General features: G+C 37.2%; 27 protein-coding genes and 1 other annotated feature. Of the genes, 10 read left to right on the forward strand and 17 right to left on the reverse strand.

What is annotated here, in order from left to right; all coding sequences use genetic code 11:
* The first annotated feature begins 1 nt into the window (after position 1).
* Complete coding sequence (locus ACZ5N5_RS03165; protein ID WP_464373259.1) at positions 2 to 472, forward strand: hypothetical protein; 471 nt, start codon at positions 2 to 4, stop codon at positions 470 to 472.
* A gap of 78 nt (positions 473 to 550) precedes the next feature.
* On the opposite strand, the gene ACZ5N5_RS03170 is transcribed toward ACZ5N5_RS03165, so the two are convergent.
* From ACZ5N5_RS03170 to ACZ5N5_RS03195, 6 genes are all read right to left on the reverse strand, one after another.
* The gene (locus ACZ5N5_RS03170) at positions 551 to 1,432 is read right to left on the reverse strand and encodes a manganese catalase (RefSeq protein ID WP_109982841.1); all 882 of its coding nucleotides are present in this window, start codon (positions 1,430 to 1,432) and stop codon (positions 551 to 553) included.
* A gap of 207 nt (positions 1,433 to 1,639) precedes the next feature.
* Positions 1,640 to 2,293, reverse strand: coding sequence for a hypothetical protein (locus tag ACZ5N5_RS03175; RefSeq protein WP_464373260.1), 654 nt, complete (start codon positions 2,291 to 2,293; stop codon positions 1,640 to 1,642).
* Positions 2,275 to 2,907, reverse strand: coding sequence for a hypothetical protein (locus ACZ5N5_RS03180; RefSeq protein WP_464373261.1), 633 nt, complete (start codon positions 2,905 to 2,907; stop codon positions 2,275 to 2,277). Before ACZ5N5_RS03180 ends, ACZ5N5_RS03175 begins: the two co-directional genes overlap by 19 nt.
* Before the next feature lie 27 nt (positions 2,908 to 2,934).
* Positions 2,935 to 3,375 carry a hypothetical protein gene (locus ACZ5N5_RS03185; RefSeq protein WP_464373262.1) on the reverse strand — a complete coding sequence of 147 codons (441 nt, stop codon included), beginning with the start codon at positions 3,373 to 3,375 and terminating at the stop codon, positions 2,935 to 2,937.
* 53 nt (positions 3,376 to 3,428) lie between these two features.
* Complete coding sequence (locus ACZ5N5_RS03190) at positions 3,429 to 4,193, reverse strand: sporulation protein (RefSeq protein ID WP_054788075.1); 765 nt, start codon at positions 4,191 to 4,193, stop codon at positions 3,429 to 3,431.
* A gap of 371 nt (positions 4,194 to 4,564) precedes the next feature.
* On the reverse strand, positions 4,565 to 6,007 hold the full coding sequence (locus ACZ5N5_RS03195) for a glycoside hydrolase family 1 protein (protein ID WP_109982844.1): 1,443 nt from the start codon (positions 6,005 to 6,007) through the stop codon (positions 4,565 to 4,567).
* Positions 6,008 to 6,325: 318 nt separating this feature from the next.
* Here ACZ5N5_RS03195 and ACZ5N5_RS03200 point away from each other — a divergent pair, with 318 nt between their 5' ends.
* Both ACZ5N5_RS03200 and ACZ5N5_RS03205 read left to right on the forward strand, forming a co-directional pair.
* The gene (locus ACZ5N5_RS03200) at positions 6,326 to 7,060 is read left to right on the forward strand and encodes a MurR/RpiR family transcriptional regulator (RefSeq protein ID WP_464373263.1); all 735 of its coding nucleotides are present in this window, start codon (positions 6,326 to 6,328) and stop codon (positions 7,058 to 7,060) included.
* Between the two features lie 161 nt (positions 7,061 to 7,221).
* A complete protein-coding gene (locus ACZ5N5_RS03205) occupies positions 7,222 to 7,716 on the forward strand; it encodes an SRPBCC family protein (RefSeq protein WP_464373264.1) in 495 nt (164 codons plus the stop codon).
* 79 nt (positions 7,717 to 7,795) lie between these two features.
* Here ACZ5N5_RS03205 and ACZ5N5_RS03210 read toward each other — a convergent pair whose 3' ends face one another.
* Together ACZ5N5_RS03210 and ACZ5N5_RS03215 are read right to left on the reverse strand one after the other, a co-directional pair.
* Positions 7,796 to 9,250 carry a flotillin family protein gene (locus ACZ5N5_RS03210; RefSeq protein WP_054788074.1) on the reverse strand — a complete coding sequence of 485 codons (1,455 nt, stop codon included), beginning with the start codon at positions 9,248 to 9,250 and terminating at the stop codon, positions 7,796 to 7,798.
* A 15-nt stretch (positions 9,251 to 9,265) separates the two neighbouring features.
* Positions 9,266 to 9,760 carry a hypothetical protein gene (locus tag ACZ5N5_RS03215; RefSeq protein WP_054860404.1) on the reverse strand — a complete coding sequence of 165 codons (495 nt, stop codon included), beginning with the start codon at positions 9,758 to 9,760 and terminating at the stop codon, positions 9,266 to 9,268.
* A 273-nt stretch (positions 9,761 to 10,033) separates the two neighbouring features.
* On the opposite strand from ACZ5N5_RS03215, the gene ACZ5N5_RS03220 reads away from it, so the two are divergent.
* The 3 genes from ACZ5N5_RS03220 to opuFB all read left to right on the forward strand — a co-directional run bounded on the left by ACZ5N5_RS03220 (position 10,034) and on the right by opuFB (position 12,912).
* Positions 10,034 to 10,378, forward strand: coding sequence for an NIPSNAP family protein (locus tag ACZ5N5_RS03220; RefSeq protein ID WP_464373265.1), 345 nt, complete (start codon positions 10,034 to 10,036; stop codon positions 10,376 to 10,378).
* 64 nt (positions 10,379 to 10,442) lie between these two features.
* On the forward strand, positions 10,443 to 11,402 hold the full coding sequence (locus ACZ5N5_RS03225; RefSeq protein WP_109982848.1) for an ABC transporter ATP-binding protein: 960 nt from the start codon (positions 10,443 to 10,445) through the stop codon (positions 11,400 to 11,402).
* Complete coding sequence (gene opuFB / locus ACZ5N5_RS03230) at positions 11,395 to 12,912, forward strand: osmoprotectant update ABC transporter permease/substrate-binding subunit OpuFB (protein WP_464373266.1); 1,518 nt, start codon at positions 11,395 to 11,397, stop codon at positions 12,910 to 12,912. The genes ACZ5N5_RS03225 and opuFB overlap by 8 nt, the downstream gene beginning before the upstream one ends.
* Before the next feature lie 217 nt (positions 12,913 to 13,129).
* Here the strand turns inward: opuFB and ACZ5N5_RS03235 are convergent, their stop codons facing one another.
* Positions 13,130 to 13,849 carry a ferredoxin reductase domain-containing protein gene (locus ACZ5N5_RS03235; protein ID WP_464373267.1) on the reverse strand — a complete coding sequence of 240 codons (720 nt, stop codon included), beginning with the start codon at positions 13,847 to 13,849 and terminating at the stop codon, positions 13,130 to 13,132.
* Positions 13,850 to 14,042: 193 nt separating this feature from the next.
* On the opposite strand from ACZ5N5_RS03235, the gene ACZ5N5_RS03240 reads away from it, so the two are divergent.
* On the forward strand, positions 14,043 to 14,648 hold the full coding sequence (locus tag ACZ5N5_RS03240) for a VTT domain-containing protein (protein ID WP_054788072.1): 606 nt from the start codon (positions 14,043 to 14,045) through the stop codon (positions 14,646 to 14,648).
* A 63-nt stretch (positions 14,649 to 14,711) separates the two neighbouring features.
* On the opposite strand, the gene ACZ5N5_RS03245 is transcribed toward ACZ5N5_RS03240, so the two are convergent.
* From ACZ5N5_RS03245 to ACZ5N5_RS03260, 4 genes are all read right to left on the reverse strand, one after another.
* A complete protein-coding gene (locus ACZ5N5_RS03245) occupies positions 14,712 to 16,271 on the reverse strand; it encodes a 2-isopropylmalate synthase (protein ID WP_464373268.1) in 1,560 nt (519 codons plus the stop codon).
* A 140-nt stretch (positions 16,272 to 16,411) separates the two neighbouring features.
* Positions 16,412 to 16,649 (reverse strand) — a binding site (T-box leader).
* Positions 16,650 to 16,745: 96 nt separating this feature from the next.
* On the reverse strand, positions 16,746 to 17,582 hold the full coding sequence (gene erm / locus ACZ5N5_RS03250) for a 23S ribosomal RNA methyltransferase Erm (protein ID WP_109982852.1): 837 nt from the start codon (positions 17,580 to 17,582) through the stop codon (positions 16,746 to 16,748).
* Between the two features lie 392 nt (positions 17,583 to 17,974).
* Complete coding sequence (clpP, locus tag ACZ5N5_RS03255; protein WP_109982853.1) at positions 17,975 to 18,568, reverse strand: ATP-dependent Clp endopeptidase proteolytic subunit ClpP; 594 nt, start codon at positions 18,566 to 18,568, stop codon at positions 17,975 to 17,977.
* Positions 18,569 to 18,599: 31 nt separating this feature from the next.
* Positions 18,600 to 19,259, reverse strand: a complete 660-nt coding sequence (locus tag ACZ5N5_RS03260; RefSeq protein WP_464373269.1) for a sigma factor-like helix-turn-helix DNA-binding protein — start codon at positions 19,257 to 19,259, stop codon at positions 18,600 to 18,602.
* A gap of 270 nt (positions 19,260 to 19,529) precedes the next feature.
* On the opposite strand from ACZ5N5_RS03260, the gene ACZ5N5_RS03265 reads away from it, so the two are divergent.
* Positions 19,530 to 20,390: a BMQ_0737 family morphogenetic spore coat protein gene (locus tag ACZ5N5_RS03265; RefSeq protein ID WP_054788068.1), complete on the forward strand. Its 861-nt coding sequence runs from the start codon at positions 19,530 to 19,532 to the stop codon at positions 20,388 to 20,390.
* Between the two features lie 92 nt (positions 20,391 to 20,482).
* Here the strand turns inward: ACZ5N5_RS03265 and ACZ5N5_RS03270 are convergent, their stop codons facing one another.
* Positions 20,483 to 20,842, reverse strand: coding sequence for a DUF3992 domain-containing protein (locus tag ACZ5N5_RS03270; RefSeq protein ID WP_464373270.1), 360 nt, complete (start codon positions 20,840 to 20,842; stop codon positions 20,483 to 20,485).
* 201 nt (positions 20,843 to 21,043) lie between these two features.
* Between ACZ5N5_RS03270 and ACZ5N5_RS03275 the strand changes: the two genes are divergently transcribed.
* Entirely contained in the window at positions 21,044 to 21,382 is a 339-nt protein-coding gene (locus ACZ5N5_RS03275; RefSeq protein WP_054788067.1) for an S-Ena type endospore appendage, read from the forward strand.
* A gap of 264 nt (positions 21,383 to 21,646) precedes the next feature.
* Positions 21,647 to 22,096 (forward strand): hypothetical protein, encoded by a 450-nt coding sequence (locus ACZ5N5_RS03280; RefSeq protein WP_464373271.1) that lies wholly within the window; start codon positions 21,647 to 21,649, stop codon positions 22,094 to 22,096.
* A gap of 55 nt (positions 22,097 to 22,151) precedes the next feature.
* Here the strand turns inward: ACZ5N5_RS03280 and ACZ5N5_RS03285 are convergent, their stop codons facing one another.
* From ACZ5N5_RS03285 to ACZ5N5_RS03295, 3 genes are all read right to left on the reverse strand, one after another.
* Entirely contained in the window at positions 22,152 to 22,808 is a 657-nt protein-coding gene (locus tag ACZ5N5_RS03285; protein ID WP_054788065.1) for an SOS response-associated peptidase, read from the reverse strand.
* A gap of 70 nt (positions 22,809 to 22,878) precedes the next feature.
* Positions 22,879 to 23,694 (reverse strand): polysaccharide deacetylase family protein, encoded by an 816-nt coding sequence (locus ACZ5N5_RS03290; RefSeq protein ID WP_054788064.1) that lies wholly within the window; start codon positions 23,692 to 23,694, stop codon positions 22,879 to 22,881.
* Positions 23,695 to 23,763: 69 nt separating this feature from the next.
* Entirely contained in the window at positions 23,764 to 24,375 is a 612-nt protein-coding gene (locus tag ACZ5N5_RS03295; RefSeq protein WP_464373272.1) for an FMN-binding negative transcriptional regulator, read from the reverse strand.
* Between the last annotated feature and the right edge of the window lie 12 nt (positions 24,376 to 24,387).

Raw genomic sequence — 24,387 nt, forward strand, 5'->3', positions numbered from 1 at the left:
AATGAAAAAGTATGCTATTTTATGTTGCTGTATACTCTTAGCAGCATGCTCTGCTAACCTTGTAAAAGAAGGTTCTGCAGAGCTTTATCATACCGAATATCCGCTCGAGTTGGAACTAGATTTACCAACAAAGATAGAACCTAAGCAAGTTTTTTCTGTTCGTGTTTTATTAACAAGAAATGAAGTGCCAATTAATGAGTTAGAAGGGGTACAACTTAAGGTTTGGAAGAATGAACAACCAAATCGAATACTTGAGTCCAACCTAGCCTATGAAAAAGAAGGTTGGTATCAAACCGATCTGACGCTAACCGAAGATGGAATTTACTTCTTACAAGTTCTAGCGAGCACTGATCAGTCTTCTATTTTACCAACCAAACGCTTTATTGTTGGTGAATTATCGGATGAGGAATTAAATCAACTCAAACAATTAGAGGAAAAGCCAGATCAAGAATCACATCACGAGCACCATTAGGCTATTCCTATAAAAACATCGTGCAAAAATAAAGCACAAAACCATAACCTGGCTTTGTGCTTTTACTGTAATTTTTATTTAATTTCTATTTTCATTCTGTTCCTCGTAGGCCGCAGATTCTACTTGTGGAGGTGCTGGCTTACTTGGATCTGGGCTATTATGAATATACGCTGGTGCTTGGGACAACTGAGGGACTTGTCCCATTGCTTTAGGATCGGATACATATTCAAAATTACCTTGTTTATCCATTGTTTCACCACTTGCCCATCTCCCCTGTGCACTTTCCTCTCCATTCGAGAAATTCATAAACGAATAAGACACTTCTTGCTTTTCTAAATTTTGTGGAAATGTACTTGGAACAATCGCTTTCTGATTCTGCTCCAACTCTTCAATTGCTGCCATCCATTGATTCTGGTGCATGGTATCTCTTGCAATTAAGAAAGATAACATATCCCGAACGCCTGGATCAGTAGTGGATTCATAAAGTCTTACAACTTGAAGACGTCCTTGAGATTCGGCATTTAAATTCGCTCTAAAATCAGCCAATAAATTCCCACTGGCAATCGTATACCTAGAGTTCCACGGGTAGCCTGTACTGTCAGTTGGAGTAGCACCTAGACCTGAAACAATCACATGTTGCGGATTCATTCCGCCAAGAACTGCCTCCACAGCAGGGTTTTTTGCTGCCTCTTCTTGATCCCTAGCTGGAGCTCCATCTAATAATTGAGCTATCATCGTAGAAATCATTTCAACATGGGCAATTTCTTCTGTTCCAATATCCAATATCATATCCTTATATTTTTGCTCTGCCCGACAGTTCCATCCTTGGAATAAATACTGCATCATTACCGTTATCTCACCAAATTGTCCACCTAGAATTTCCTGAAGCTTTTTAGCGTAAACGGGGTCTGGTTTGCTTGGTTTGGCATTATACTGAAGCTCTTTCACATGAAAAAACATGAACTGATTCCTCCATTTTCAGATAAATAGATACATATTCCATTACGTATTTGACGACAAAGATAGTTTCCCATTCGACCATCATTTTATGTAAAATTCTTTAAATCTTTATCATTTAATAGTCCTTAACAACACAAAAAAAGAATAGACATTAACATAGAATACGTTAATATCTACTCTTCCTCTTAATAATGTTGGTTTTTCGCTCTATTTTGTAAAGGCATCTAATAATATCACTTCTCCTGACTCCGCATCCACACAATAATGGCAGTCAAGCTTACCACAAAGTACATATTTCTGTTTAGCATAATCATATACATAGTATGGCTTTATGAGAAGATGTTGCTCTAGATTCTCAAATGCCTCTTCTTTTCCTACCATTACTTTATCCTCTGATTCAAAATTCTGAAACATTTCTAGAAAGGAACTTGTATCGATATAATTAAGCACCTCAAAGGTTTTCGGATCAAGCATCACTACAAGCTTTTCATTAAAGATTAGTTTGTTTTGCTCATTTAACTTTAACACGGCATGAACCATTTCCATATCTCGATATAGATGGTCTAGCACCCATTTTCCAGAATCATTTGGATATACCTTACGCATAAAGTTTTTTACGGTTTCAAAGCACTTCTCCTGCTCCTCTTTCGTTATAGAGAGCATATCAGGACTTGGTTCATTAGCATAAGCTGTATCTGCAGAAATTTCCCTATTCACATCAATCTTTTTTCGTACTATATCGTTGTCAAGTCCACTCTTCCATGTTAATAAATGCTTTATTTTTGTACGCAACGCTTCCGGAATACCGATATCGAAATTTAAGGTTTGTTGTTCCTTATTTGTTACGAAAACCTCTTCCATCGCATAGGCTTGTTTCCATTTTCTTCTTCCATTACTGGGAATTTAATGATATCAATCTGCTTATAGGCAAGCTCTATTACCGATTCCTGTGTTAACGTAAATGATTCTACTTCGACTAAATGCTCAGAAGGAAATTCCCCATGAACGGCAAAAAGAAGCAGCCTGCCCTCCTGATCTAGTTTTACCTCAATTTGTCCTGATGGGGAAATAGCTATTCCATCTATGCTTGAAACAAATAACCAGCGATTTGCTTCTTCTTTTGCTAAATGAAATAAATTCGATGAGATATTCGTCTCTTGTTCTATCCATTCCACAATCGCATTCGTATCTGGTGCTTCAACGCGGAGATCGGTAAATGTTTTTTCTCCAACAAAAATAATACTTTGTATTTGCTTAGAGTGTAGATCGATTTCTACAACGGCTGTTCCTTCTGGGTTAAGATCTTCATCCTCGTAATCGGGCTTATGCAACGGAAACCATTCCATACACAATGTATAAACCGTCTCTTGGTAAGTATTTACTTTACGCTGAATACTAGAAGTTTTTAAAAAATAGGAATCTAGCTTTAGTTTCTCTTTTGTCCAATCGACTAAATCTTGTAATCTTTTATCCATGTATACTTCACTCCCGCTGTCTCTTCCTTATTTAAAATCTTGTAGATAGCTTGTAACATTTTCAGGGATAGAAAAACTTAGCTTGTTATCCTTCATCACTAGATCTACAAATGGAACATTTTCATAGGTAATAATCTTCGCTACCTCTTGAAGTCGTTTTTCCTCATTCGTTGACTCACCTAATCGGATCGTTTGTTGTTTGTTCATTAAAAAGGTACTCCCTGCTATAGCCTCTGAAGGGACCTGGGCTAACTCCCACTTATCTAGCTTCAAAGAGGATACAAAATCAGCTATTTTCTGATTGTCTGCAATAGTTGTCTGTAATTCTCCGTTTGTGGACGATAGCACCTCTATTTGTTGTGCTTGATCGAAGCTACTACCCAAATTAGTATCATTTTTATCACTACAACCAATTAAAAAAGCGGTGATTGTCGATATGCATAGTACAGGAAATAAGAATTTCTTCATATTAACCTCCAGCGTAATCTTTAAAGCCGAGAAAAAATAAATTCTCGGCATCTTTAGTTTTCAATATATTGGCTAATCACGTCTTTTAGCCTTTTTGCTACATATAGAGTTCCTTGCTCCATCTCAGATTCTAATATGGTGATTCGTACATTATGCTCATCCATATCTAATGCTTCTGCAAACAAGCTGCGGAGCCCTTTTGCCTTTCGATCCACCTGCAATACGATTTCAATTCGATCCTCTTGTAGAAGGAATACTGCTTCTAATTCATCTAAGTCTGCTTTAAATTCCTTTAATGGGCGAAATTCAAACTCCTGAATATATCCATGATGATCAGAATATTCCATATCAACTTTCTTCAGCTCAAACGCTAACTCATTGGTTAAAGCTTGAAGACACGTATCCATCCATTTATGTGGAGCTACTTGTAAATAATCCCGATCATTTGGATCAATGGCTTGTGGAATATCTAGCCCTGTTTGTATCCATGCTCTCGTACGGTTAATAGTCGGAGGCGTATGAATCGGTAAAGGAAATTCGAAATCAATGACCTTTGTTTCCCCTACTCCGATAAGAAAGGACTCATTGAGTGCGAAGCGGTGGAGTACAATATTTTCGTAATGTTTACGATCGTTTCTTTCTCGTAAGGCCTCTGTCATAACGAAAAGGTTAATTTTGTCAACCTTTTGCTCTATTCTTCCACCTTTAATTACTACCTTTCCTTGCAGTATATCTCCAGGTCTTAGTCTTTCGTTTGTTAATTGCGTGTCAACCTCCGCACTACCAATTCCTGCACTCGCAAGTAACTTTTTATACATGTACACTCTCCTCATTCTATCTCAAGGATTTTATTGTTTATTCTAAAAGGACAAATGCCCTTTATTAAAATACGTTAAAAATTACCCATTAGTTTCATAAATCAAAGGAAAAATTACTTCTTCATATTCCGTTGTCACAAAATGTTAAATATTTTACGGGAAATACGGATAGATCTATGCTTATAGAGGTTTTGGCTGCAGCTTATTATTCATGCACCTGGGGCGTATTAGGAAGAGATCAGGATGATTAAGCGATGTCCTTTTATTTTTTTCCTTTTTAAAAGTATAAAAAGAGGGAACGTATCCCCTCTTTCTCAACATATCTTACCATATTCACTTCAGATTATTTTTAGAACAAATTTTTTTGAGCGTTATAATTCTTCTCCATTTGTTTCAATGACGTTTTGATACCAGAAGAAAGATTTTTTCCTCTTTCTATCTAATGTTCCACTTCCATCATCATGCTTATCGACATAGATGAAGCCATATCTTTTTGCATATTCACCTGAAGATGCACTTACTAAGTCAATACATCCCCAAGCAGTATAACCCATTAATTCCACACCATCATCTATGGCTTCCCCCATTGCTCTAATGTGTTCTCTTAAGTAGTCAATACGATAATCATCACGAACACTACCATCTTCTTCTACTTTATCATATGCACCTAACCCATTTTCTACGACAAATAGTGGTACCTGATAGCGGTCATATAATTCATTTAAAGAAATGCGAAGTCCTATTGGATCTATTTCCCAACCCCAATCACTTGCCTCTAGAAATGGATTTTTTATTCCACCCACTAGATTTCCGTGACCAACTTCTTCCGGGGACTTCTTCTTCTTTTCGGTGCGAGACATGTAGTAACTAAATGAAATGAAATCCACTGTTCCTTCTTTGATTAGTTCCAGGTCTCCATCTTCCATAGCAATGTCAATATCATTTTCTCTAAAGTAACGATTGATAAAGCTAGGATATTCGCCACGAACTTGAACATCTCCACAAAAATTGTTAAAAATACGAGATTCTTGCTGTGCATACATAACATTTTCGGGGTTACTATCATAAGCATAAACTGGAGCGTAGATAAGCATGCAGCCAATTTGTGATTCTGGAATGATCTCATGTCCTAATTTTACTGCTATCGCACTTGCAACAAATTGATGGTGAAGACCTTGGAAACTTTCTTGAAGACGGGTCTCCTCACTTGTTGGTGAAAAGCCAAGACCGAAAAGTGGCATATGAGTGGCACCATTAATTTCATTAAATGTTAACCAATATTTCACTTTATTTTTATAGCGATTGAAAATAACTTTTACATAACGTTCAAAAAATTCGACTAGCTTTCGATTTTTCCATCCACCATATTCTTTGATTAGATGCAACGGCGTTTCATAGTGTGCAATAGTGACTAATGGCTCAATACCGTGTTTATGAAGTTCATCAAATACACGATCATAGAAAGCCAAGCCCTCTTCATTTGGTTCTAGCTCGTCCCCATTAGGGAAGATACGACTCCACGCTATACTCAAACGAAAAACCTTAAAGCCCATTTCTGCAAACAATGCGATATCTTCCTTATATCGGTGATAAAAATCGATCGCTTCGTGGTTGGGATAAGAATATTTAGTTGTATCCATCTCAAAATCAAATCCAGCTTGGGATAAAAGCTTCAACCTTGCCTTTCCACCAGGTAATACGTCTGCAAGGTTAAGACCTTTTCCACCTTCCTTGTAAGCACCTTCTAATTGGTTCGCAGCAGTTGCTCCTCCCCATAAAAATCCTTCAGGAAACGATAAGTTACTTTTTGCCATTAGCTTGTCCCTCCTATGTCTTTATCACAGCTTTAGCCGTCCGTAAGACCCTCACTCTAAGATTTGATAAGATTAAAGAATGTTTTTTCAGGGTAACTAACGTGACGCTACGCTATCCATCGAGGATAGAAATTCCCCTGATGAAAATCTCACTTTACTAGTGATTATATAGTTTATGTTAATTAGGGTAAACAACACTTGGTGCTTTCGTTTCAATTCACACATTTTGTGATTTGTTTCATAGTTGTTACGTTATGTAACATTAACTAAATTATGCTATGATATTAGAAAATGTTGAACTAGGTGGGAGAATTGAAAATGTTTACTCATGAAATGATTGCTTCCTTTAATGAATTAGAGACAGCTTTATACAATTACATCTCGCAAAATAGTGAGAAAGTGGCTTATATGCGAATAAGAGAGCTTGCTAATGAAACACATGTCTCGACTGCTACCATTTTAAGATTTTGTAGAAAGGTACACTGTAACGGTTTTTCTGAATTTAAAATAAAGTTAAAAATGAGTTTAGAGGAGAAGAAAAAAACGGTCATTAAAAGTCCTCATCATTCAATTACAGAATTCTTTGAAAGAACATTAAGTGGGGATCTAGAAGTATATATGGATAATGCTGCAAAAACGATTTCTACAGCGGGAAGTGTTATTTTTATAGGATTAGGGAGCTCAGGTATATTAGCAGAGTATGGGGCTAGATATTTTTCGAGCCTTGGGAAATTCTCCCTTTATATTAAAGATCCACACTTTCCTATCCATACGAAATTTCGAGATAATAGTGTCACGATTGTTTTATCTGTGTCTGGCGAAAATCCGTTCACCGTGACTCAGGTCAATCAATTAAAACAGGAGGGTAGTAAAATCATAAGTATTACGAACAATAAACTTTCTACCATCGCCAAGATATCAGATATTAATTTATCTTACTATGTAACAGAGGAATGGTTTCAAGATGCCAATATTACGACACAAGTTCCGGTTGTTTATATATTAGAGTCATTAGCTAGAAAGATTTCAGCTTATTTTGATAAAACAAGATAAGCGGTATTATCCTCCATTCCCTTAAATAATTATTTGACAACAATATTCCTTAAATGGTATATTCCTAATAAGGAATAAATAGTTGGCTAAAGGTGGTATCTGTATAAAAAATGAAATCAGCTTTAGGCAGAACTAATTAAATAATTATTGGAGGAATTCTTATGTCAAATCAAATCAGCTTCACCTATACCTTTCATGCCCCACGTGAACTTGTGTTTAAGGCATTCACTGAAGCAGATCACTTAAAGAACTGGTGGGGACCAAAAGGGTGGAAGTTTGAAGTGCTTCAATCAGATTTCCGTCCGGGTGGTGTCTTTCTTTACAGCCAAAAACCTGACGACGGGGACGCAATGTGGGTTAAATTTGTATACAGTGAGATTGTTACACCAGAAAAAATCGTTTACTCTAGCTTCTTTTCCGATAGGGAAGGTAACACTATCCGTGCACCCTTTAACGAAAATTGGCCACTAGAAACCCTAACTAGCATGTCGTTCATGGAAGATGGAGGAAAAACAACTGTTACAGTGACTTTGGCGCCTGTATCCGCAGCTGTGGATGAGATCAACACCTTTATCGAATCAAAAGAAATGACTCAGGAAGGATTTATCGGAACCTTTAAGCAATTAGAAGATTATTTATTGAACGCATCAAAATAATGAAGCGAAATTGTATGAAATAAAAGGTAAGGAGTCTCCTATCATAAAGAAGTCTCCTTACCCTTTATTTCTACAAACATTATTCTTCTACTTCGCTAAACTCCGGTTTCCGTTCGTTCGTAACGGCTAAACCTTCTTTTATTTTTGACTCACTGTTCGATGAGATATTATCTAGCATTCCTTTTAGATCTACACCTGATACATCCTTTAACGTTTCAGGTAGCTGGCTCATTAGCTTTGTCACATAATTACTCATTCTTGCAGCACCATCACCTTCACCATTCCCATTATCGATGACTGTTACCTTATCAATAGAACGAACTGGTTCAGCAACCTTTGCAGCAAAATCTGGAAGCATATCAATGATCATCTCTAAAATAGCCGCTTCCCCGTATTTCTCCATTGCTTCTGCTAGCTTTTCTTTTGCCTCGGCTTCAGCTAGACCTTTTTGGCGAATGGCATCTGCTTCCGCTTCCCCATCAAGGCGAATTTGTGCAGCCTCTGCTTCGGCTTGCTTGACACGTGTGACTTTATCCGCTTCTGCTTTTTGCTCAGCAGCATAGCGTTCTGCCTCTGCCTTTTTCGAAATTTCTGCCTCGTATTGACGCTGCTTTCGTAATACTTCCTTTTCATCAATCTCAATTTGTTTATTTTTCTCTACTAACTGTATTTGCATTTCTTCTTCCTTGACACCTTGTTCCGCTTTAGCAGAATGTAGCTTATATGCCATGTCTGCTTCTGCTTTTGCCGTATCCTGTTCACGCTTATATTGGGCTACCTTTAATTCTTTTTCTTTCTCGGATTCTGCAATCTGGGTTTCACTTAATAATTCGGCACGTTTTCCCTCTTGCTCTGCTTGCGCCTTTTGAATTCTTGCATCTCGCATAGCATTGGCTTCTGCAATTTGAGCATCTCGTTTTACTTCAGCAATTCTTGGCTTTCCTAAAGCTTCTAAATAACCGTTCTCATCCTGAACATCTTTGATGGTAAAGGAAACAATTTGTAATCCCATTTTCTTCAGATCAACAGCTGCTTGAGTTTGTACCTCTTGTGCAAAACGCTCACGATTTTTATAAATCTCTTCCACTGTCATCGTCCCTAAAATAGCACGTAAATGCCCTTCTAACACTTCTTGTGCTTCCTTGCGAAGCTCAGAGTCATCTTTTCCTAGAAATTGCTCACCGGCAGTTGCAATACCCTCTGTCGTGCTTTGTACTTTAATAATAGCTGTTCCATCTGCCATAACAGGCACACCATTTTCTGTATAGACATTTGGTGTGGAAATGTCCAGGCTATGGGAGCGAAGGCTAATATTCTCTGCTCGTTGGAAGACAGGAAGTATGAAGGCACCACCGCCACGAACAATCTTAATACCACCTCCATCTTCTGTTTTATGTACATTCTTACTCCCTAAAAAACTACCTGTCACTATCATTGCATCATCAGCGCCAACCGTTTTGTACCGTACGGCGAACAAGATGGCGAAGGCAACAATAACTGCAACCACTACACCAATAACTACTAAAAAATCCATTCCATTTCCTCCTTTTTAAAATTCGTTAAATTCCGAAACATAAAGAATCTGTTCTTTTATTTCTACCACTAGTACCTTCTTACCTTGTTTAATCTCTTCTTTATCAAAACTTGCGGCTATTTCATTCCAACTCCCGCTAGGTGATTGGATCAACACCTCACCCATACCTGTAGCAGGAATGGTAGTGATCACTTCTCCTACTTTCCCTTTAAGGTCATGAACAGAAATCGATGTAGAGGATTCTGCATTTGACATGGGAATGACTAAAAAATAATAGATGAGGAGATAGGCACCTAAACCTATTAGAAGACTAATGAGAAGAACATATATCTCAGATAATTCGGAATACTTTGACCACAGTACTCCAGATCCAGCAACCACAGCCAATGTTCCAAAAACGAGTAATGGATTAAATAAATCTCCAATGCTATCAAACAAACTATCTAATATTCCATCAAAAATATTACCGAGAAATAAAGAAATAAGAGCAATACCTAAACTACCCCACAACAGCCACCAATAGATATCTACTGCCTCAATGAGAATACACCTCCTTCACTCTTATATACGAATCAAAAGGAAAAAGGTTTCCATTTTTTCAGGATTCGCACTGCTTCCTTTGATTTCTTCAAATTGTTACCACACCTTACCATTTTAATGGAAAATTCTGAAGTATTCCACCCTTAAAAAGAAATTTGATCTATATAACTTTCAAGAGGAAAAAGGGTTTTTCTAAAGTCGAAACGAAAGTTATAAGGAGAAAATTGAAAAGGATGTGTCCACATGTTTTATCGAAGGAAATTTTACATTGTTAAAAATGAATTTATTGATATTTTTAATAAGTATTTTTTAGAAACAAATTTGCCTAATCAACTGAAATATGGTGCAAGATTAGTTGGTAGATGGATGATCCCTCATTCAGATACTACTACAGAGATTTTTGCTATTTGGGAGTATGATAGCTATGAAAGCTATCAAGAAATTGAAAAGAATGTGAGGAGTGATTCTAAGCATCTTCTTCGGATCAAGGAATGGTATACGAAGCACGGAGGGAGGGAATATGTATTTAAGACCTTTTTTCTAGAGGTACGAAATGAAGAAATTCACTCAACAATACCTTATGAATAGATTTCTTTAAATAATTAAGGGTATACAAATAGAGAATACTTTGAGTTAAAGGAGCACTCGCTTTATGATAAAATTCGAAAATGTTAGCAAAACCTATGCAGATGGCACGACTGCTGTCGATACCCTAAATTTCACAATCAATAAAGGAGAATTTTTCGTATTAATCGGACCAAGTGGCTGTGGTAAAACGACAACACTTAAATTAATTAATCGTTTAATTCGACTAACAGAGGGCACTATTTTTATTGATGAAAAAAGAATTAGCGATTATGATATCCATCAGCTAAGATGGAATATAGGATATGTTTTACAACAAATCGCTCTATTCCCACACATGTCCATCGAAGAAAATATTGCTATTGTACCAGAAATGAGAATGTGGGACGAGTCGAAGATTAAGAATCGGGTCACAGAGTTACTAGAAATGGTTGGTTTAGACCCAGATACATATCGCCACCGTAAACCAAACGAACTGTCAGGTGGAGAACAACAACGGGTAGGTGTAGTGCGTGCTTTGGCAGCAGATCCTGCCATTATATTAATGGATGAACCTTTTAGCGCCTTAGATCCAATAAGTCGAGAAAAATTACAGGATGATATGATCTCTTTACAAAAACGCATAAATAAAACGATTGTATTTGTTACACATGATATGAAGGAAGCTATTAAGCTTGCTGATCGGATCTGTTTAATGGATCAAGGGAAAATCGTACAACTCGGTACACCGAGAGATATAGTACAAAACCCTTGCAATGATTTCGTACAAGACTTTATTGGAGCTTCACAAACGGCAGAAGCAGCTTTTTCCTTAGAAAAAAGTCTATTACCAGTGAATGAGAATCAACCAGTGCCAGAAGACACCATCCATTTAGAGGCAACATTAGCGGAGGTTATCGAGAAATTAACCAAAGCCGAGGAGATTGGTGTCTACCGTGAGAATCAATTTATCGGTAAGGTGAATCGACAGGTTATTCTTGAGTATCTCTCTACATCTTCTAAAAAAGGTGGGGAGCAACATGTCTAATATATTAGATGTCTTTCAATCACGACGGTCAGAGCTTTTCCAGGCATTTTTTGAACATATTCAGATCTCTTTTATCGCTCTATTATTTGCTGTTCTTATTTCGATTCCACTTGGAATTTATTTAACCAAAAAAGCAAAAATTGCTGAAGGGATTATTGGAATAGCAGCAGTCCTACAAACAATCCCTTCCTTAGCTTTATTAGGTTTATTTATTCCATTGTTTGGAATCGGAAAGGTCCCTGCGATTATAGCACTAATTATTTATGCTCTACTTCCGATCCTTCGTAATACTTATACGGGAATTAAAGAGGTGGACCCAGCCTTAATGGAAGCGGCAACTGCCATGGGAATGAACACTAGACGTAAACTTATGAAGGTAGAGCTACCTCTAGCCATGCCGGTTATTATGGCTGGTATACGCACCGCTATGGTTCTGATTATTGGAACAGCAACACTCGCGGCATTAATCGGCGCTGGGGGATTGGGAGATATTATTTTACTAGGAATTGATCGAAACAATTCATCCTTAATTATCCTAGGAGCTATTCCAGCAGCGTTACTTGCTATTTTGTTTGACTTACTTCTACGCAAAATGGAAAAGCTTAGCTACAAACAGTCTGTAGTAACCATTGGCTTGGTAGTACTTATTTCCTTATCATTTATGCTTGTCCCTAACTTAATCAAAGGGGAAGAGGAAACACTCGTTATTGGAGGAAAGCTTGGTACAGAACCTGAAATTTTAATTAATATGTATAAAGCCCTAATCGAAGAAGATACAGAAATTAAAGTGGAACTTGAACCAGGATTAGGGAAAACCTCGTTTTTATTTAATGCATTGCGAAATAATAGTATTGACATTTATCCCGAATTTACAGGAACTGCTATATCCGAGTTCTTAAAGGAATCTACAACAAGTAATGATAGGAAAGAAGTCTATCAGCAGGCACACGATGGCTTATTAGAAAAGTTTAATCTAAAGTATTTAAAACCTATGCAATATAATAATACCTATGCTTTAGCAGTACCAGAGGTATTGGCTAATGCATATCATTTGGAAACTATTTCTGATTTAAAGACTATAAAAGGAGAGATTCATGCCGGATTTACATTAGAATTCTCTGACAGGGAAGACGGTTATTTAGGAATTCAAGAAGTCTATCAGCTAGAATTCCCTAATGTAAAGACAATGGAGCCTAAATTAAGATATTCTGCAATCGAACAGGGGGACATCAACTTAATAGATGCTTATTCAACAGATAGTGAAATACAACGTTATAACTTAAAGGTCTTAAAAGACAATAAAAACTTATTCCCTCCATATCAAGGAGCTCCTTTATTGCGAAAAGAAACCTTAGAAAAGTATCCAGAGCTGGAAGGTATATTAAATCAGCTATCTGGTAAAATCACGGATGACGAAATGCGTGACATGAACTATCAGGTCGCGGTAGAAGGAAAAAGCGCTGAAGAAGTAGCCAGAAACTATCTTGAATCAGAAGGTTTAATTGAATAGATTTATGCGTCCTCTTTTAAGGGAGGACTTTTTTTAGCTCTTTCATATTGTAAGAATTTGATAAGCGGAGCATCATTAAATAGGAAATTCCACACCGTACATGATACTTTCATCGCATACGGCGTGCCCTCTAATGCTTAAGTGCTTCCTATTAGCCTGTTAGCATTGCTTGTGCCTATAACAGAGTTGGGAGGTTTTTTAATGTAACAGTTATCACTTATATTGACAAATCTAATGATAAAAACTTAGGCAGTTGTTGTTCATGCTTATCGAGCATTATCTGTTCAGGCTTGATGCCCTGCTCACGCAGTACTTCAATGTTCTGAATGAGGAATTCGTCACTGCCGACAACATAGAAGAGTCCATCCTCCTTGTCTGCAGCAAGATTTCTCACTGCTTCATAGTAGTCTTTACGGTTATCGACGAACTGTGATGTAAACTTCTTGTCAGGTGTGGATTTAAAAATATTAGTAAAAAGGAAATTTTTTGATGAATCGATATTCAAGGAATGCATTTGATTGACGTTGTCACCACGTTTTAAAAAATCAAGTACAAGCGGTCTGAAGGTTGCAAGGCCGACACCTGATGACAGCATGTAAACATTTTTGTTTTCTCTTTTAAGTGGTACATTCGAGTGAGTTTTAAATATGGCAATTTTATTGCCGACCTCAAGATTTCTTAAAACTGTTTTAAACTCAGAACACTGCTCTCTGATGCGTGTTGTGATACCGATTGAACCTTCGTACGGTAAAGTGGAGATTGACATGTGGCGAATCAGGCTACGGTTTGGTTTATCTCCGGCATTAAAGCCTTCTAGTGCGAAGTGGGTGTGAGATCCTTCTTCCCATGTAAAGTTTTCCGGGCAGTCGAGCAGATATGTTTTAACTTCTGGCGTTTCTTCAATAATCTTATTTATTTTAGTCCAGTAGATTTGCATTGTATATTCTCCTTATTCCATTATATTTATCGTTACTATCTAATATACAATAATTGATAACAATTCTCAATGTGTGATTTTTTTATTTTGCTGTCATACCCTAAATAGCTTTTTTATTGTATGATTAGGTGGTTGTACATATTTTTTAAACAAAATTCATAGATATAGATTATTTAAAGAGGAGAAAAAGGTGATGGAGAATTGGATTACAGATTTCCTTGAACAATTCGGATATTTAGGCGTTTTTCTATTAATTTGTGCGGAGAATCTTTTCCCACCGATCCCTTCAGAAGTGATTTTAACATTCAGTGGATTTATGACGTCGAGTACAAGCCTTTCCGTAGCGGGGGTCATTATTTACTCCACCATAGGTTCGGTGCTTGGTGCCATCCTACTATATGGAATTGGCATGCTGTTCGGGATTGAGAGAATGGAAAGATTTATTCAAAAATATGGTTCTATTCTTCGGGTAAAGGTGACAGATATTCATCGAGCAGATCGTTGGTTCGATAAATACGGGTATTGGACCGTTCTCTTTTGTAGAATGATTCCACTTGTCCGTAGTCTTATATCTATTCCTGCGGGGATGACACGAATGAATTTCCCCTTATTTCTAATTTTCACAACGGTAGGTACGGTTATTTGGAATACCTTCTTAGTGACCCTCGGAGCTAAAGTTGGGGAATCCTGGGAGGATATCGTACATTATATGGACATCTATTCGAACATTGTTTATCTATTACTATTTATAGTTATTGTATTTTGTGTTGTTTATTTTTGGCGACGGAAAAGGAAATAACATATTAAACGGGCATGATTAAGCTACTTATTCATGCCCGTTCCTTGTAATGAATGTATAATGCTAGCCAAGTTGCTGGATGTTCGCTTCTTGTAACTGCTTCACAATAGCCATATTAATCGCATTCATAAATGCTAGTGCACTTGCCTTCATAATATCCTCATCTGCCGCTTGCACAGTGAAGAGCTCATCAGCAAATTCTACTTGTAGCTTAACCTTTCCAAGCGCTTCCTTTCCTCTCGAAATACTGGTTATTCTGTACTCATGTAAACTAATATCTAGACCGCTTATTTCCATAAGAGCAGTATATAATGCATCTACTGGACCTGTTCCACTGGATGACTGATTGAATATTTGATCACCCTTTTTCACTTTGACACTTGCCGATGGAAATTGGTTATTACTAATTACTTGCAGATCGACTAATTCATAAAAGCAATGTTGGTCTGCTAGGTTCTTGTGATGACGGGCAACAATTGTATAAAGATCATGACTATAGACCTCTTTCTTCTGATCGGCTATCTCAAGAAAATCATCAAAAATTACAGTAAATTGATCATCCGTCAATGAACCAAAGCCTATTCTTTGTAATGCACTTTTGACCGCATGTCTTCCAGACCTTGCTGTTAGGACTAATTCCATGTCGTCTAATCCGATATCCTTTGGACTAATGATTTCATAGGCGTCCCGTGATTTTAGTAAACCATCTTGGTGTATACCGGATGAATGAGCAAAGGCATTTTCACCTGTAATAGCCTTATTTGGCTGAACTTCTATTCCCATCAAATTGCTCACCAGCTTAGATGTTTTCATAATTTCCTTTGTCACGATTTTCGTCTCTGCCTTGTAAATGGAGGGCTTGGTTTGGATGGCCATAGCTACCTCTTCTAAAGAAGTATTCCCTGCTCTCTCACCAATCCCGTTAATCGTACATTCCACCTTATCAGCACCATTTTTAATTGCCGCTAAGGTGTTAGCAGTTGCCATACCTAAATCATTATGACAATGGACACTCAAGATTACCTGGTCATTTAAATTTATTAATCGTTGATTAATACGATAGATTAAATGACCAAATTCCTCTGGTTCAGCAAAGCCAACCGTGTCTGGAATATTGATAATCGTTGCACCAGCCTTCACGACTGCTTCAATGGTATTCCATAAATATTCAAAATCAGAACGTGATGCATCCTCCGTTGAATATTGCACGTCTGGTAAAAGTGTTTTAGCATATTTAACTGCTTCTACACCTTTACTTAAAATTTCATCCTTTGATTTACCAAATTTCTTTTCTACATGTATATCAGAAGTACCTAACACAATATGGATAAGGGGATTTTTCGCATATTTGATACTTTCATAAACGGCATCAATATCAGATTTTACCGCTCTAGCTAATGCTGTAATCACAACATCCTCTGAGTTCCCAACTTTTGTAGCAATTTCCTTCACCGCCTGAAAATCACCTGTGGAGGATGATGGGAAACCTGCTTCGATAAAATCAACACCTAAATGCTTAAGCTGTGTTGCTACTTCAAGTTTTTCTTTCATATTCAATTTCGCGCCAGGAACCTGTTCCCCATCTCTTAACGTCGTGTCAAAAATCGATACATTTCTCACCATTTATCCACTCCTTTTTTAGTATACTGCTTTGATTATAGGTATTCGATTCTATCCATAAATATCGATAATCCTATAAAAAAACTCGGATTCGTTAGCTTTTCTTTTCTAACTATAAATAAAAAAGCCCGTCTCTATATCACTATAGAGACGAGGCTTTGCTCGCGGTACCACTCTAATTGGTTAATACTGATTATTAACCCACTCTCATTCGGTGGCTATCACCACCTATCTAGATAACGGTAGACACCGACAGCCCCTACTTCATTGTTCAGGGTGTTGCTCTTGGAGGAGTTCAAAGGAGTAACTACCAGTTCACACCAGCCACTGGCTCTCTTAAAATTTACCGATCCTTTTACTATTTCCAATCTTTGCATTTTATTATAAATTATTGATAGGATATACGAATAATTGTCATTTGTCAATATGGAAAATACCCATAATTTTTATCTCCCTCTCGTTCGGAGTGAGGGCACATTACCCTTTTATCCTAGGCCACCTTGTTTTTGGGACATACTGGACCATTGCTATAAATATTTTTTGCCACTGGAATTCTGTTAAAGCACCAACCGGAAATTCCTGTTTTATCCCTAGATTCCTTTTCACATGTTTTATTTGAGGTCGTGTAAACACTACGCTTAATGCCTCATCAATGGATAGCAATGGGTGTTGCCATATAGCGTCCACAAATGCCTTAAATAATCGATAATCTTTTACCGAGAGGAGTGGGTCTTTTTTTCTCGATATATAGACCATAGCTGAGTCAACCTTTGGCGGAGGAGAGAAGTTATCCCTAGAAATACCTCTTACCAAACGCATATTAAAGTACATTCTCCAAGTAATGATATAGCGATCCTTCACCATTTTTGCTGTGAATCTTTTCGCTGCTCCTTTTTCCATTACGATTACTCCCCGTTGAAACCCGCTAAATGGGACGAGTATTTTTTTCATAATTGGTGTTGTAATCGAATAGGGGATATTGGATACTAACACAAAGGGATGTTTTGGCAAGCGAAATTTTAGTATATCCTGCTGAATAAGCTGAAGATTAGATAGCTGCTTTCCCCTCAAATGATTGACTAGTTTCGCATCATACTCCACTGCAATGACTTTACTTGCCCTTTGACTTAACATGCCAGTTAATTGACCCTTCCCCGCACCTAGCTCCAAGACATTATCCGATTTCATAATAGCTGCTTGATCAACTATGTCTTTAATTAATTTTTTATTATGCATAAAATGCTGCCCCAAATAATTGGGAGGCTCTCCACGATAGATTTTATTTTTCCGTTTTCTGTAGATTTTCTTCGTCATGATATCTCTTCCTTTCCAATAAAAAATCACAGACTACTGCCTGTGATGAAAAGTAAAAAGAAGAGATTACCCCTACAGAATTGTATGGCTAATAAAGTACTAGAAAATCATAGTATGTGTCCAGCATATTTAGATGAGATTTATACAAGTACATAGAGAAAAAGACAGGTAAATACACCTGCCTTTTCTACATACAATACATTCTATATACTGATGGAGATTGTTAAAAGGACAGACTACTCCCATTTACTCTGCATACACAAACAGAGTCCACGTTAAATATGAAATTACTGATTCATATTTGGGAAACGTAGTCTTATAAACATAGCCATCCTTTTAACAACCCTCCTTTAAGTTTTTCAATATATCGTTATTATATGCTTGAACCCAGTTTATGTCAACCCTCGTTTGGATTGGATAATGTCATCAATTAACCCATATTCCTTAGCCTCTTCTGCTGACAAATAGTAATCCCGATCTGTATCAGATGCTATTTTTTCCATCGTTTGACCGGTTCGCTCCGCAATAATTTGATTAATTTTCTCCCGAAGCTTTAAAATCCTTCTTGCTGTAATATCAATTTCTGTCGCTTGCCCACGAGCCCCACCTAAGGGCTGGTGGATCATAATTTCACTGTTTGGAAGGGCTAAACGTTTACCTTTTGTTCCCGCAAGCAATAACATTGCACCAAAGGATGCTGCTAATCCGGTACAGATAGTCCGAACATCTGGTTTAATATACTGCATTGTATCAAAGATCGCAAAACCTGCCGAAACAGAACCACCAGGACAATTAATATAAAGCGAGATATCTTTATCTGGATCATCAGCAGCGAGAAATAATAGCTGTGCGACGATGCTATTTGCCATATGGTCATTAATTTCATCACTTACCATAATTATTCGGTCTTTTAAAAGTCTTGAATATATATCGTAGGAACGCTCGCCACGACTGGACTGTTCAATAACATAAGGGATCGTTGTCAAATGAATTCCTCCTTCAATCATTTAGGCGGCTCTAAGCAGCCATAGAGAGAATGTTAGTAGGAGGAGTGAAAGTGTGGTGTTTACACTTTGGTTGATTATTAGGATATAACACTGGAATTAGCTTTATAATACGAGATGGATCATCTAAATAAATGGACTGTGTAATGATAGACACCATCTTTTTATTTGCTCTTGTGTGATCATATGATTCCAATTTATCCTGATCCATCTTTTCAAGATGCTTACGCGCACGGTAAAGCGTTGCTTTCACGCCTGTTTCAGACATATGAAAATACTCGGCTATCTCTATTAACCGATAACGAAAAACATCCTTCAAGATAAAAATAAGCAGCTGTTTAGTCGTCATTTTAGATTGGAGTCTTTCTACAAGAAACTCAATCTCTTCCTTGTTTCCCTTCTCTTCTGATGCTAGATCTATTGGTATTTCCATTAATTCGTGCTGATGTCTTCGCTTTTGATCAATCCAAACATGATAAGCAATTTTTTTCAACAAGCTAATATTCCATTGATCCTTATCATCATAGTAGGCTATCGCTTTACATATCGCCTCTTGGGCAAGTTCTTCCCCATCCCATTTATTCCGTGATAAGAAATGACAATAATGAGATAACTGGCGATAAACTTGTATGAAAGAACCCTGTACTTCTATTGTGCTAGGCCTAGCGCACATTTCACTCACTCCTTTACACTTCTCTAATAGCTAAAACGATTGTTGGAAGAAAAAAGATATGGGTAACGAAAAATTTTCTTAAAATTATTATATTCTCTAAGTGGAAAAATTTATACGGTTATGATCGTTTATTATTTCTTTATCTAAGTTTCATCACTTAGCTAGATCGGATACTATGTAAACAGAACAGAAAAAAATTTTTGGAATAAAATAAAAATAACATGTTGTAAGAAAACATGTGAAAAATAGTCAAAGGGTGCACTTATCGTTATGCAAACTCATAGCCAAAAACATTGTATCAATGTAGTAGAAGTAATCGATTGGATGGTAAAGCCTGTTCATATGAAGATGAGGAAGACTATAAATTCAAACAAAATAGTGACAGACCATATTTGTGGTAATATCGAGCTGACTTGTGGCGAAAATGCACTTCTCTGGAAATCAATCGGTCCATTATCCGTATCAGGCTGTGTCACCATATGTCACCAGGCGGGTTGCGAGCAGATGGAGGTTTTGCTGAACGGTAGATCTAAGTTTATCGTATCAAAAGAGGAAGAAACTACAATAAATGTGGATAACTTGAAATCTATTGAGGTGAAGTGTAATGGGAATAAGAAGGAAATTTGTTTCGGGACATATGATTTAACTCTCTATTACAAATGGAAGGAATTGAATCTTCAAGCTAAGAGTTCTCCTTTTGTCTGCTATTTGTCTGATGAAGATGGGAATCCGACTCATTCCATAGTTTGTCAAGAAATCCCTGAAGATAAATCTAGACCAGATGTGAAGGTCAAACTGCCCAATGGCAAAACAATTGTTCAGCAGCTAGTAAAAATATTAAATAAAGGATATGTTACCGTTCAATTACTTCAACATGATAAGCTATGCCAAAAACTCATTATTCCATTTCTGACGGTGGAAAAGTTAGTTCTCTGTGCCCCAAAAGATACATTTATCGATTGTCGAGCAAGAGATTTTCAATGCACCTCCTATATAGCGAACAATTGCGATATCAAGATTGCTATAAGCTTATGCTTAGAAGTCAAAGTAATAGCAAATCAAACGATTGAAGTGGAAGCAAGGTATTATCTCCCTCACTTTGATAAGGAGCCTCTGTTAATACCCCAATAAAAACCGTTCACACCATTTTATTGGGGGACCTTTACCAAGAGTAGGTTATTTTTTATAAGGGGATTTTCGGCTCTATTTTCCTCATTCTCACTTTACCGTTCATCCGGTATAAAATAGTGGATATCAAGACTGTAACGCCCTTCACAATGGATCATCCCAGAGCCATTACAAGCTAATCTAACAGAAACAAGATTAGCAAATGTACGAGACCTTGTATTCCTCTGAGGAACCTCAAACGTGTCTATATTTCCAGCAGAATCCGTAACGGTTACCATTAGGGAATCAGAACAGCCAGACAGATAAAAGATGCTTACTGTTCCAAGGGGTACGATGTCATCCGTGTCCCAAACTAAAAAATTCGTATCCCCACACTTGAAGCTAAAATTCCCCCAAAAATTATCAGTCGCTAAATGATTAGTACTGTCTCGATGGCAATTCTTATCGTCCCTCATAAGTTAGCCTCCCTCCACCTCACTATTTATTAAATGATACCAACAGGATAAATGTGTAAGTGATTTATAGTATCAAAGATTTATGATTATTAGGTTGATGCACATACATTTATTTGGACTATTTCATAGACTATATTGGTACAAGTTATAGGCTTTTGCTTTAGGAACATGCAATAAGAATACTTGAAGGGAGATTTTAATATGTGTGGTACAAGTGGACCTAACAATGCTAGTTGTCCTCCTGCACAAATTTTAAAAGAAGAAATTTGCGGAAATTTTAATGGACCTTTAACAGCGGAAGAGATTTGGAGTGCTCCTGCAGGTAGCTATTTCTCCGGAACCTTTCAAATTTTTAATTCTGCTTCTAGTACTGGAACCGTTACTGCTGCAGGAACTGCTACTCCTGCCATTGCCTTAAGTGCAGCTCAAGGAAATACAAGTTCGCAATCAGTTAATAACCCTTCTGATTTTACCATTACTGCGGCAGCAGGTGACAGTGGAACCTATTCTATCATTCTGTACAAACGAGTGTTAGCATAAATGAAAACAGGCTGTTTTACTTTTCCAAATTAGGTAAGGGTACAAGCAATATCTTATCCAACTCATATTCTGTAAAATAAACATTCACTCAGAACAGATGGATTTAGTATACTTTCTATCTTAATAGCTCAAATGAAACAACCTACAAATTAGCCGAACCTGACATTTACTGACAACAGATCCCCACTTTCTCCTATTCTTAAACTCGAAGTGGGGTTACTATTCAAGACATGTCCAAAAATCTAATTGGAAAGGTGATGAAAAATGGGAGGATGCTGTTTCTCATCTAGCCCTGGCCCTTTCTCACCCACGCTTTTCTTTGCTACTTCTACTCAAACAGATCAGGTACTATCCGTTAATACACCAGCCAATGTTCTCACCCTTGGTGTAAGTCCTCCAAGCCCAGGCCAACATCAAGTGAAGATTGATTCTACCGTTGAATTGCTAATAGGGAAACTCGGTGGAACCACTCTTACTTATAATATCGAGTATCGCTTACAAAAAAATGCTGTAAACATAGCTACATTATCGGAGTCTGGAAGTTTTACTGTACCGACTGCTGCTGCCACTTATACTTTAATTCCTAATTTAACCTGGAATGATACTATCGCTAATTCTGTTACTTATACTGTTGAGATTCAAGTCACTGCCATTACTCCAGCAGGTAGTAGTATAACAGCGCAAACAAGGGCATTGAATGCTATTGTATTTTAAATTTGGAATGGGGGTATCCTCATTTCATTTTTTGTTGAAAGGAATTTGAATTAATTTATACGTGCTCAATGAGCGTTTTATCATTATTTGAAGGGTTATTTACTAATTTAGAAACAGGGTAAAACGACATAGCAGTTGAAGGATATGGTTTCATTAATGACTTTAATGCTTGAACATCGTGCTGGTCAGGTTGTAGCCATTGTTCCCTGCTTTTCTCATCTAAGATGACTGGCATTCGATCATGGATTTCCTCCATTATTTCATTTGGCTTGGTAGTAAGTATCGTGCAGGAGATAATCTCTTGATCCCCTTGCTTCCAACGATCCCATAAACCCGCGAAGGTAAACACACGCTGATTATTGACCATAATTCTATAGGGAGTCTTCCCATGGTCTTGACGTTTCCATTCATAAAAGCTATCCGCTATAATGACACAACGTCTCCTAGCTAGTAAAGGGCGAAAGGATGGCTTTTCCTCCATCGTTTCACTTCGGGCATTAATCATTTTATTACCAATCTTCGTATCCTTTGCCCATTTGGGAATGAGTCCCCACCTAAAATATCCTGCACGATAACCATCCTTTGTTCCCACCATCCCAAGTATATTTTGGGTCGGTGCCACATTATAGCTTGGATGGTAATCGTTAATGGTAATATTTAAATCTCTTTCAATAACCTCTTTTGATAGATGGAGCGTAAACCTGCCACACATATGGATCTCCTCCAAACAAGGATTTTATTAGTCATTGTAACTAAAGTATTCCTTGTCTATTCATCCATTCTTATAAAATCCCTATATGTGTTAAATCTACCTGCTTTCCTCCTTCCACTTCAACTATATCGCCATCTACACTTAACCATACTGAAATAGCTGATGGATTATAGACAAACTGACTGTCGGCTGAAAATTGAAGCCTGTGAAAAGCATGGATATAATCAACAATTTGGATATTGGTGGCATACCAAATATCATCTCTATCACTGGTTAAACGGCAAAATTTTTCAATCTTATCCCAATTTTGATCAAGATCAAATTCATAACTATGTCCCCACACATAAAACATGTACAAATATTGACTCTTGTGAAGATGGATGAATTCCTCGGCAAGCTCTAATAAATTTTGATTATGGTGACAGGTGGGTTGCCATTCCATGAAATTATCTGGTATAGCAAAATTGCCGGTGCTATGAACTGTTCTTGCATATTCTATTCCCATATATGGCAGCATCTCTTTGATTTGATTGTTATAAGAGCCATTTGGATAAGACAGCCCCCTAACAGGATAACGAACAATTTGCTCTAGAGCTTTGCGATCCTTCATTACTTCTTCTATTAATTGTTCCTTTGGTGATCGAGCAATCGTTGGATGGGTTACCGTATGTGCAGAAACCTCATGTCCTTTGTATAAGTTGGCTACTTCTGCTGCTGGGATTCTATCACCTTTTCCAAGTAACCCTGAATTAATATGAAAGGATCCCTTGATACGATATTGATTAAATATTTCTACTAAACGTCTATCTGCAGCTTTCCCATCATCATAGCTCATTGTTAGAACCTTATACTTTCCATTGGGATATGTCATGACTACTTGTGGCATCAAACACCTCTCCTTTAAAGCGTTTACATACATTTTATTATAATCGAAAGAGAAAGTTAATAGTGAATTTTAGTTATTTATGTTTGCTTTCATTAATGAACAAATCTGCTGTTCATTGGGGTTTGAAATTTGTTCTAGTTGATTAATAATTAACTTTTTTCTTTGCACTGAATGATTTTGGCTCAGTTTCGCTTTTCCTTCTATTTTGTTGATTTTAATTTTGAAACATTGAATAGCCCTGCTCATTCCTGAAATAAAATTAGAATCCAACTCATGCAAATGATAGGTACTTTTCGGATCTTCATACTTCAAAACCATCTGATCTAAGGAATCTACAACCTCTTTTTTGTCTTCCAAAAGTTCTACTATACCATACACGTGAACAGTAACGTAATTCCATGTTGGTACTGCATTATTCGTCTCATACCAAGATGGAGAAATATAGCAATGAGGACCTTGAAAAATTGCTAGTATAGTTTGATTTCTAATATCCTTCCATTGCGGATTCAAACGAGCAAAATGGCCATACAAATAGGTATGATCGTTGTTCCATATGAGCGGTAAGTGAGTAGCAAAAGGGACGCCATTGTGCTGAGAAATAAGTGTTGCAAAACTATATTGCTCGATTATCTCATCTATTACTTCCTTATCTTCTATTTTAAAATGGGAGGGACGATACATCTTTGTTCCACC

The sequence above is a fragment of the Gracilibacillus sp. JCM 18966 genome, from assembly GCF_055392695.1.

Bases quoted from the DNA above. Each gene is read 5' to 3' on its own strand.
- ACZ5N5_RS03280 (WP_464373271.1), top strand. From the start codon at position 21,647: ATGGGAGGATGCTGTTTCTCATCTAGCCCTGGCCCTTTCTCACCCACG.
- ACZ5N5_RS03235 (WP_464373267.1), bottom strand. From the start codon at position 13,849: ATGCAAATCTACTGGACTAAAATAAATAAGATTATTGAAGAAACGCCA.
- ACZ5N5_RS03265 (WP_054788068.1), top strand. From the start codon at position 19,530: ATGCAAACTCATAGCCAAAAACATTGTATCAATGTAGTAGAAGTAATC.
- ACZ5N5_RS03205 (WP_464373264.1), top strand. From the start codon at position 7,222: ATGTCAAATCAAATCAGCTTCACCTATACCTTTCATGCCCCACGTGAA.
- ACZ5N5_RS03170 (WP_109982841.1), bottom strand. From the start codon at position 1,432: ATGTTTTTTCATGTGAAAGAGCTTCAGTATAATGCCAAACCAAGCAAA.
- opuFB (WP_464373266.1), top strand. From the start codon at position 11,395: ATGTCTAATATATTAGATGTCTTTCAATCACGACGGTCAGAGCTTTTC.
- ACZ5N5_RS03295 (WP_464373272.1), bottom strand. From the start codon at position 24,375: ATGTATCGTCCCTCCCATTTTAAAATAGAAGATAAGGAAGTAATAGAT.
- ACZ5N5_RS03180 (WP_464373261.1), bottom strand. From the start codon at position 2,907: ATGGATAAAAGATTACAAGATTTAGTCGATTGGACAAAAGAGAAACTA.
- ACZ5N5_RS03175 (WP_464373260.1), bottom strand. From the start codon at position 2,293: ATGGAAGAGGTTTTCGTAACAAATAAGGAACAACAAACCTTAAATTTC.
- ACZ5N5_RS03275 (WP_054788067.1), top strand. From the start codon at position 21,044: ATGTGTGGTACAAGTGGACCTAACAATGCTAGTTGTCCTCCTGCACAA.
- ACZ5N5_RS03190 (WP_054788075.1), bottom strand. From the start codon at position 4,193: ATGTATAAAAAGTTACTTGCGAGTGCAGGAATTGGTAGTGCGGAGGTT.
- ACZ5N5_RS03260 (WP_464373269.1), bottom strand. From the start codon at position 19,259: ATGTGCGCTAGGCCTAGCACAATAGAAGTACAGGGTTCTTTCATACAA.
- ACZ5N5_RS03165 (WP_464373259.1), top strand. From the start codon at position 2: ATGAAAAAGTATGCTATTTTATGTTGCTGTATACTCTTAGCAGCATGC.
- ACZ5N5_RS03290 (WP_054788064.1), bottom strand. From the start codon at position 23,694: ATGCCACAAGTAGTCATGACATATCCCAATGGAAAGTATAAGGTTCTA.
- erm (WP_109982852.1), bottom strand. From the start codon at position 17,582: ATGACGAAGAAAATCTACAGAAAACGGAAAAATAAAATCTATCGTGGA.
- ACZ5N5_RS03195 (WP_109982844.1), bottom strand. From the start codon at position 6,007: ATGGCAAAAAGTAACTTATCGTTTCCTGAAGGATTTTTATGGGGAGGA.
- ACZ5N5_RS03240 (WP_054788072.1), top strand. From the start codon at position 14,043: ATGGAGAATTGGATTACAGATTTCCTTGAACAATTCGGATATTTAGGC.
- ACZ5N5_RS03210 (WP_054788074.1), bottom strand. From the start codon at position 9,250: ATGGATTTTTTAGTAGTTATTGGTGTAGTGGTTGCAGTTATTGTTGCC.
- ACZ5N5_RS03185 (WP_464373262.1), bottom strand. From the start codon at position 3,375: ATGAAGAAATTCTTATTTCCTGTACTATGCATATCGACAATCACCGCT.
- ACZ5N5_RS03270 (WP_464373270.1), bottom strand. From the start codon at position 20,842: ATGAGGGACGATAAGAATTGCCATCGAGACAGTACTAATCATTTAGCG.
- ACZ5N5_RS03220 (WP_464373265.1), top strand. From the start codon at position 10,034: ATGTTTTATCGAAGGAAATTTTACATTGTTAAAAATGAATTTATTGAT.
- ACZ5N5_RS03225 (WP_109982848.1), top strand. From the start codon at position 10,443: ATGATAAAATTCGAAAATGTTAGCAAAACCTATGCAGATGGCACGACT.
- ACZ5N5_RS03285 (WP_054788065.1), bottom strand. From the start codon at position 22,808: ATGTGTGGCAGGTTTACGCTCCATCTATCAAAAGAGGTTATTGAAAGA.
- ACZ5N5_RS03200 (WP_464373263.1), top strand. From the start codon at position 6,326: ATGTTTACTCATGAAATGATTGCTTCCTTTAATGAATTAGAGACAGCT.
- ACZ5N5_RS03245 (WP_464373268.1), bottom strand. From the start codon at position 16,271: ATGGTGAGAAATGTATCGATTTTTGACACGACGTTAAGAGATGGGGAA.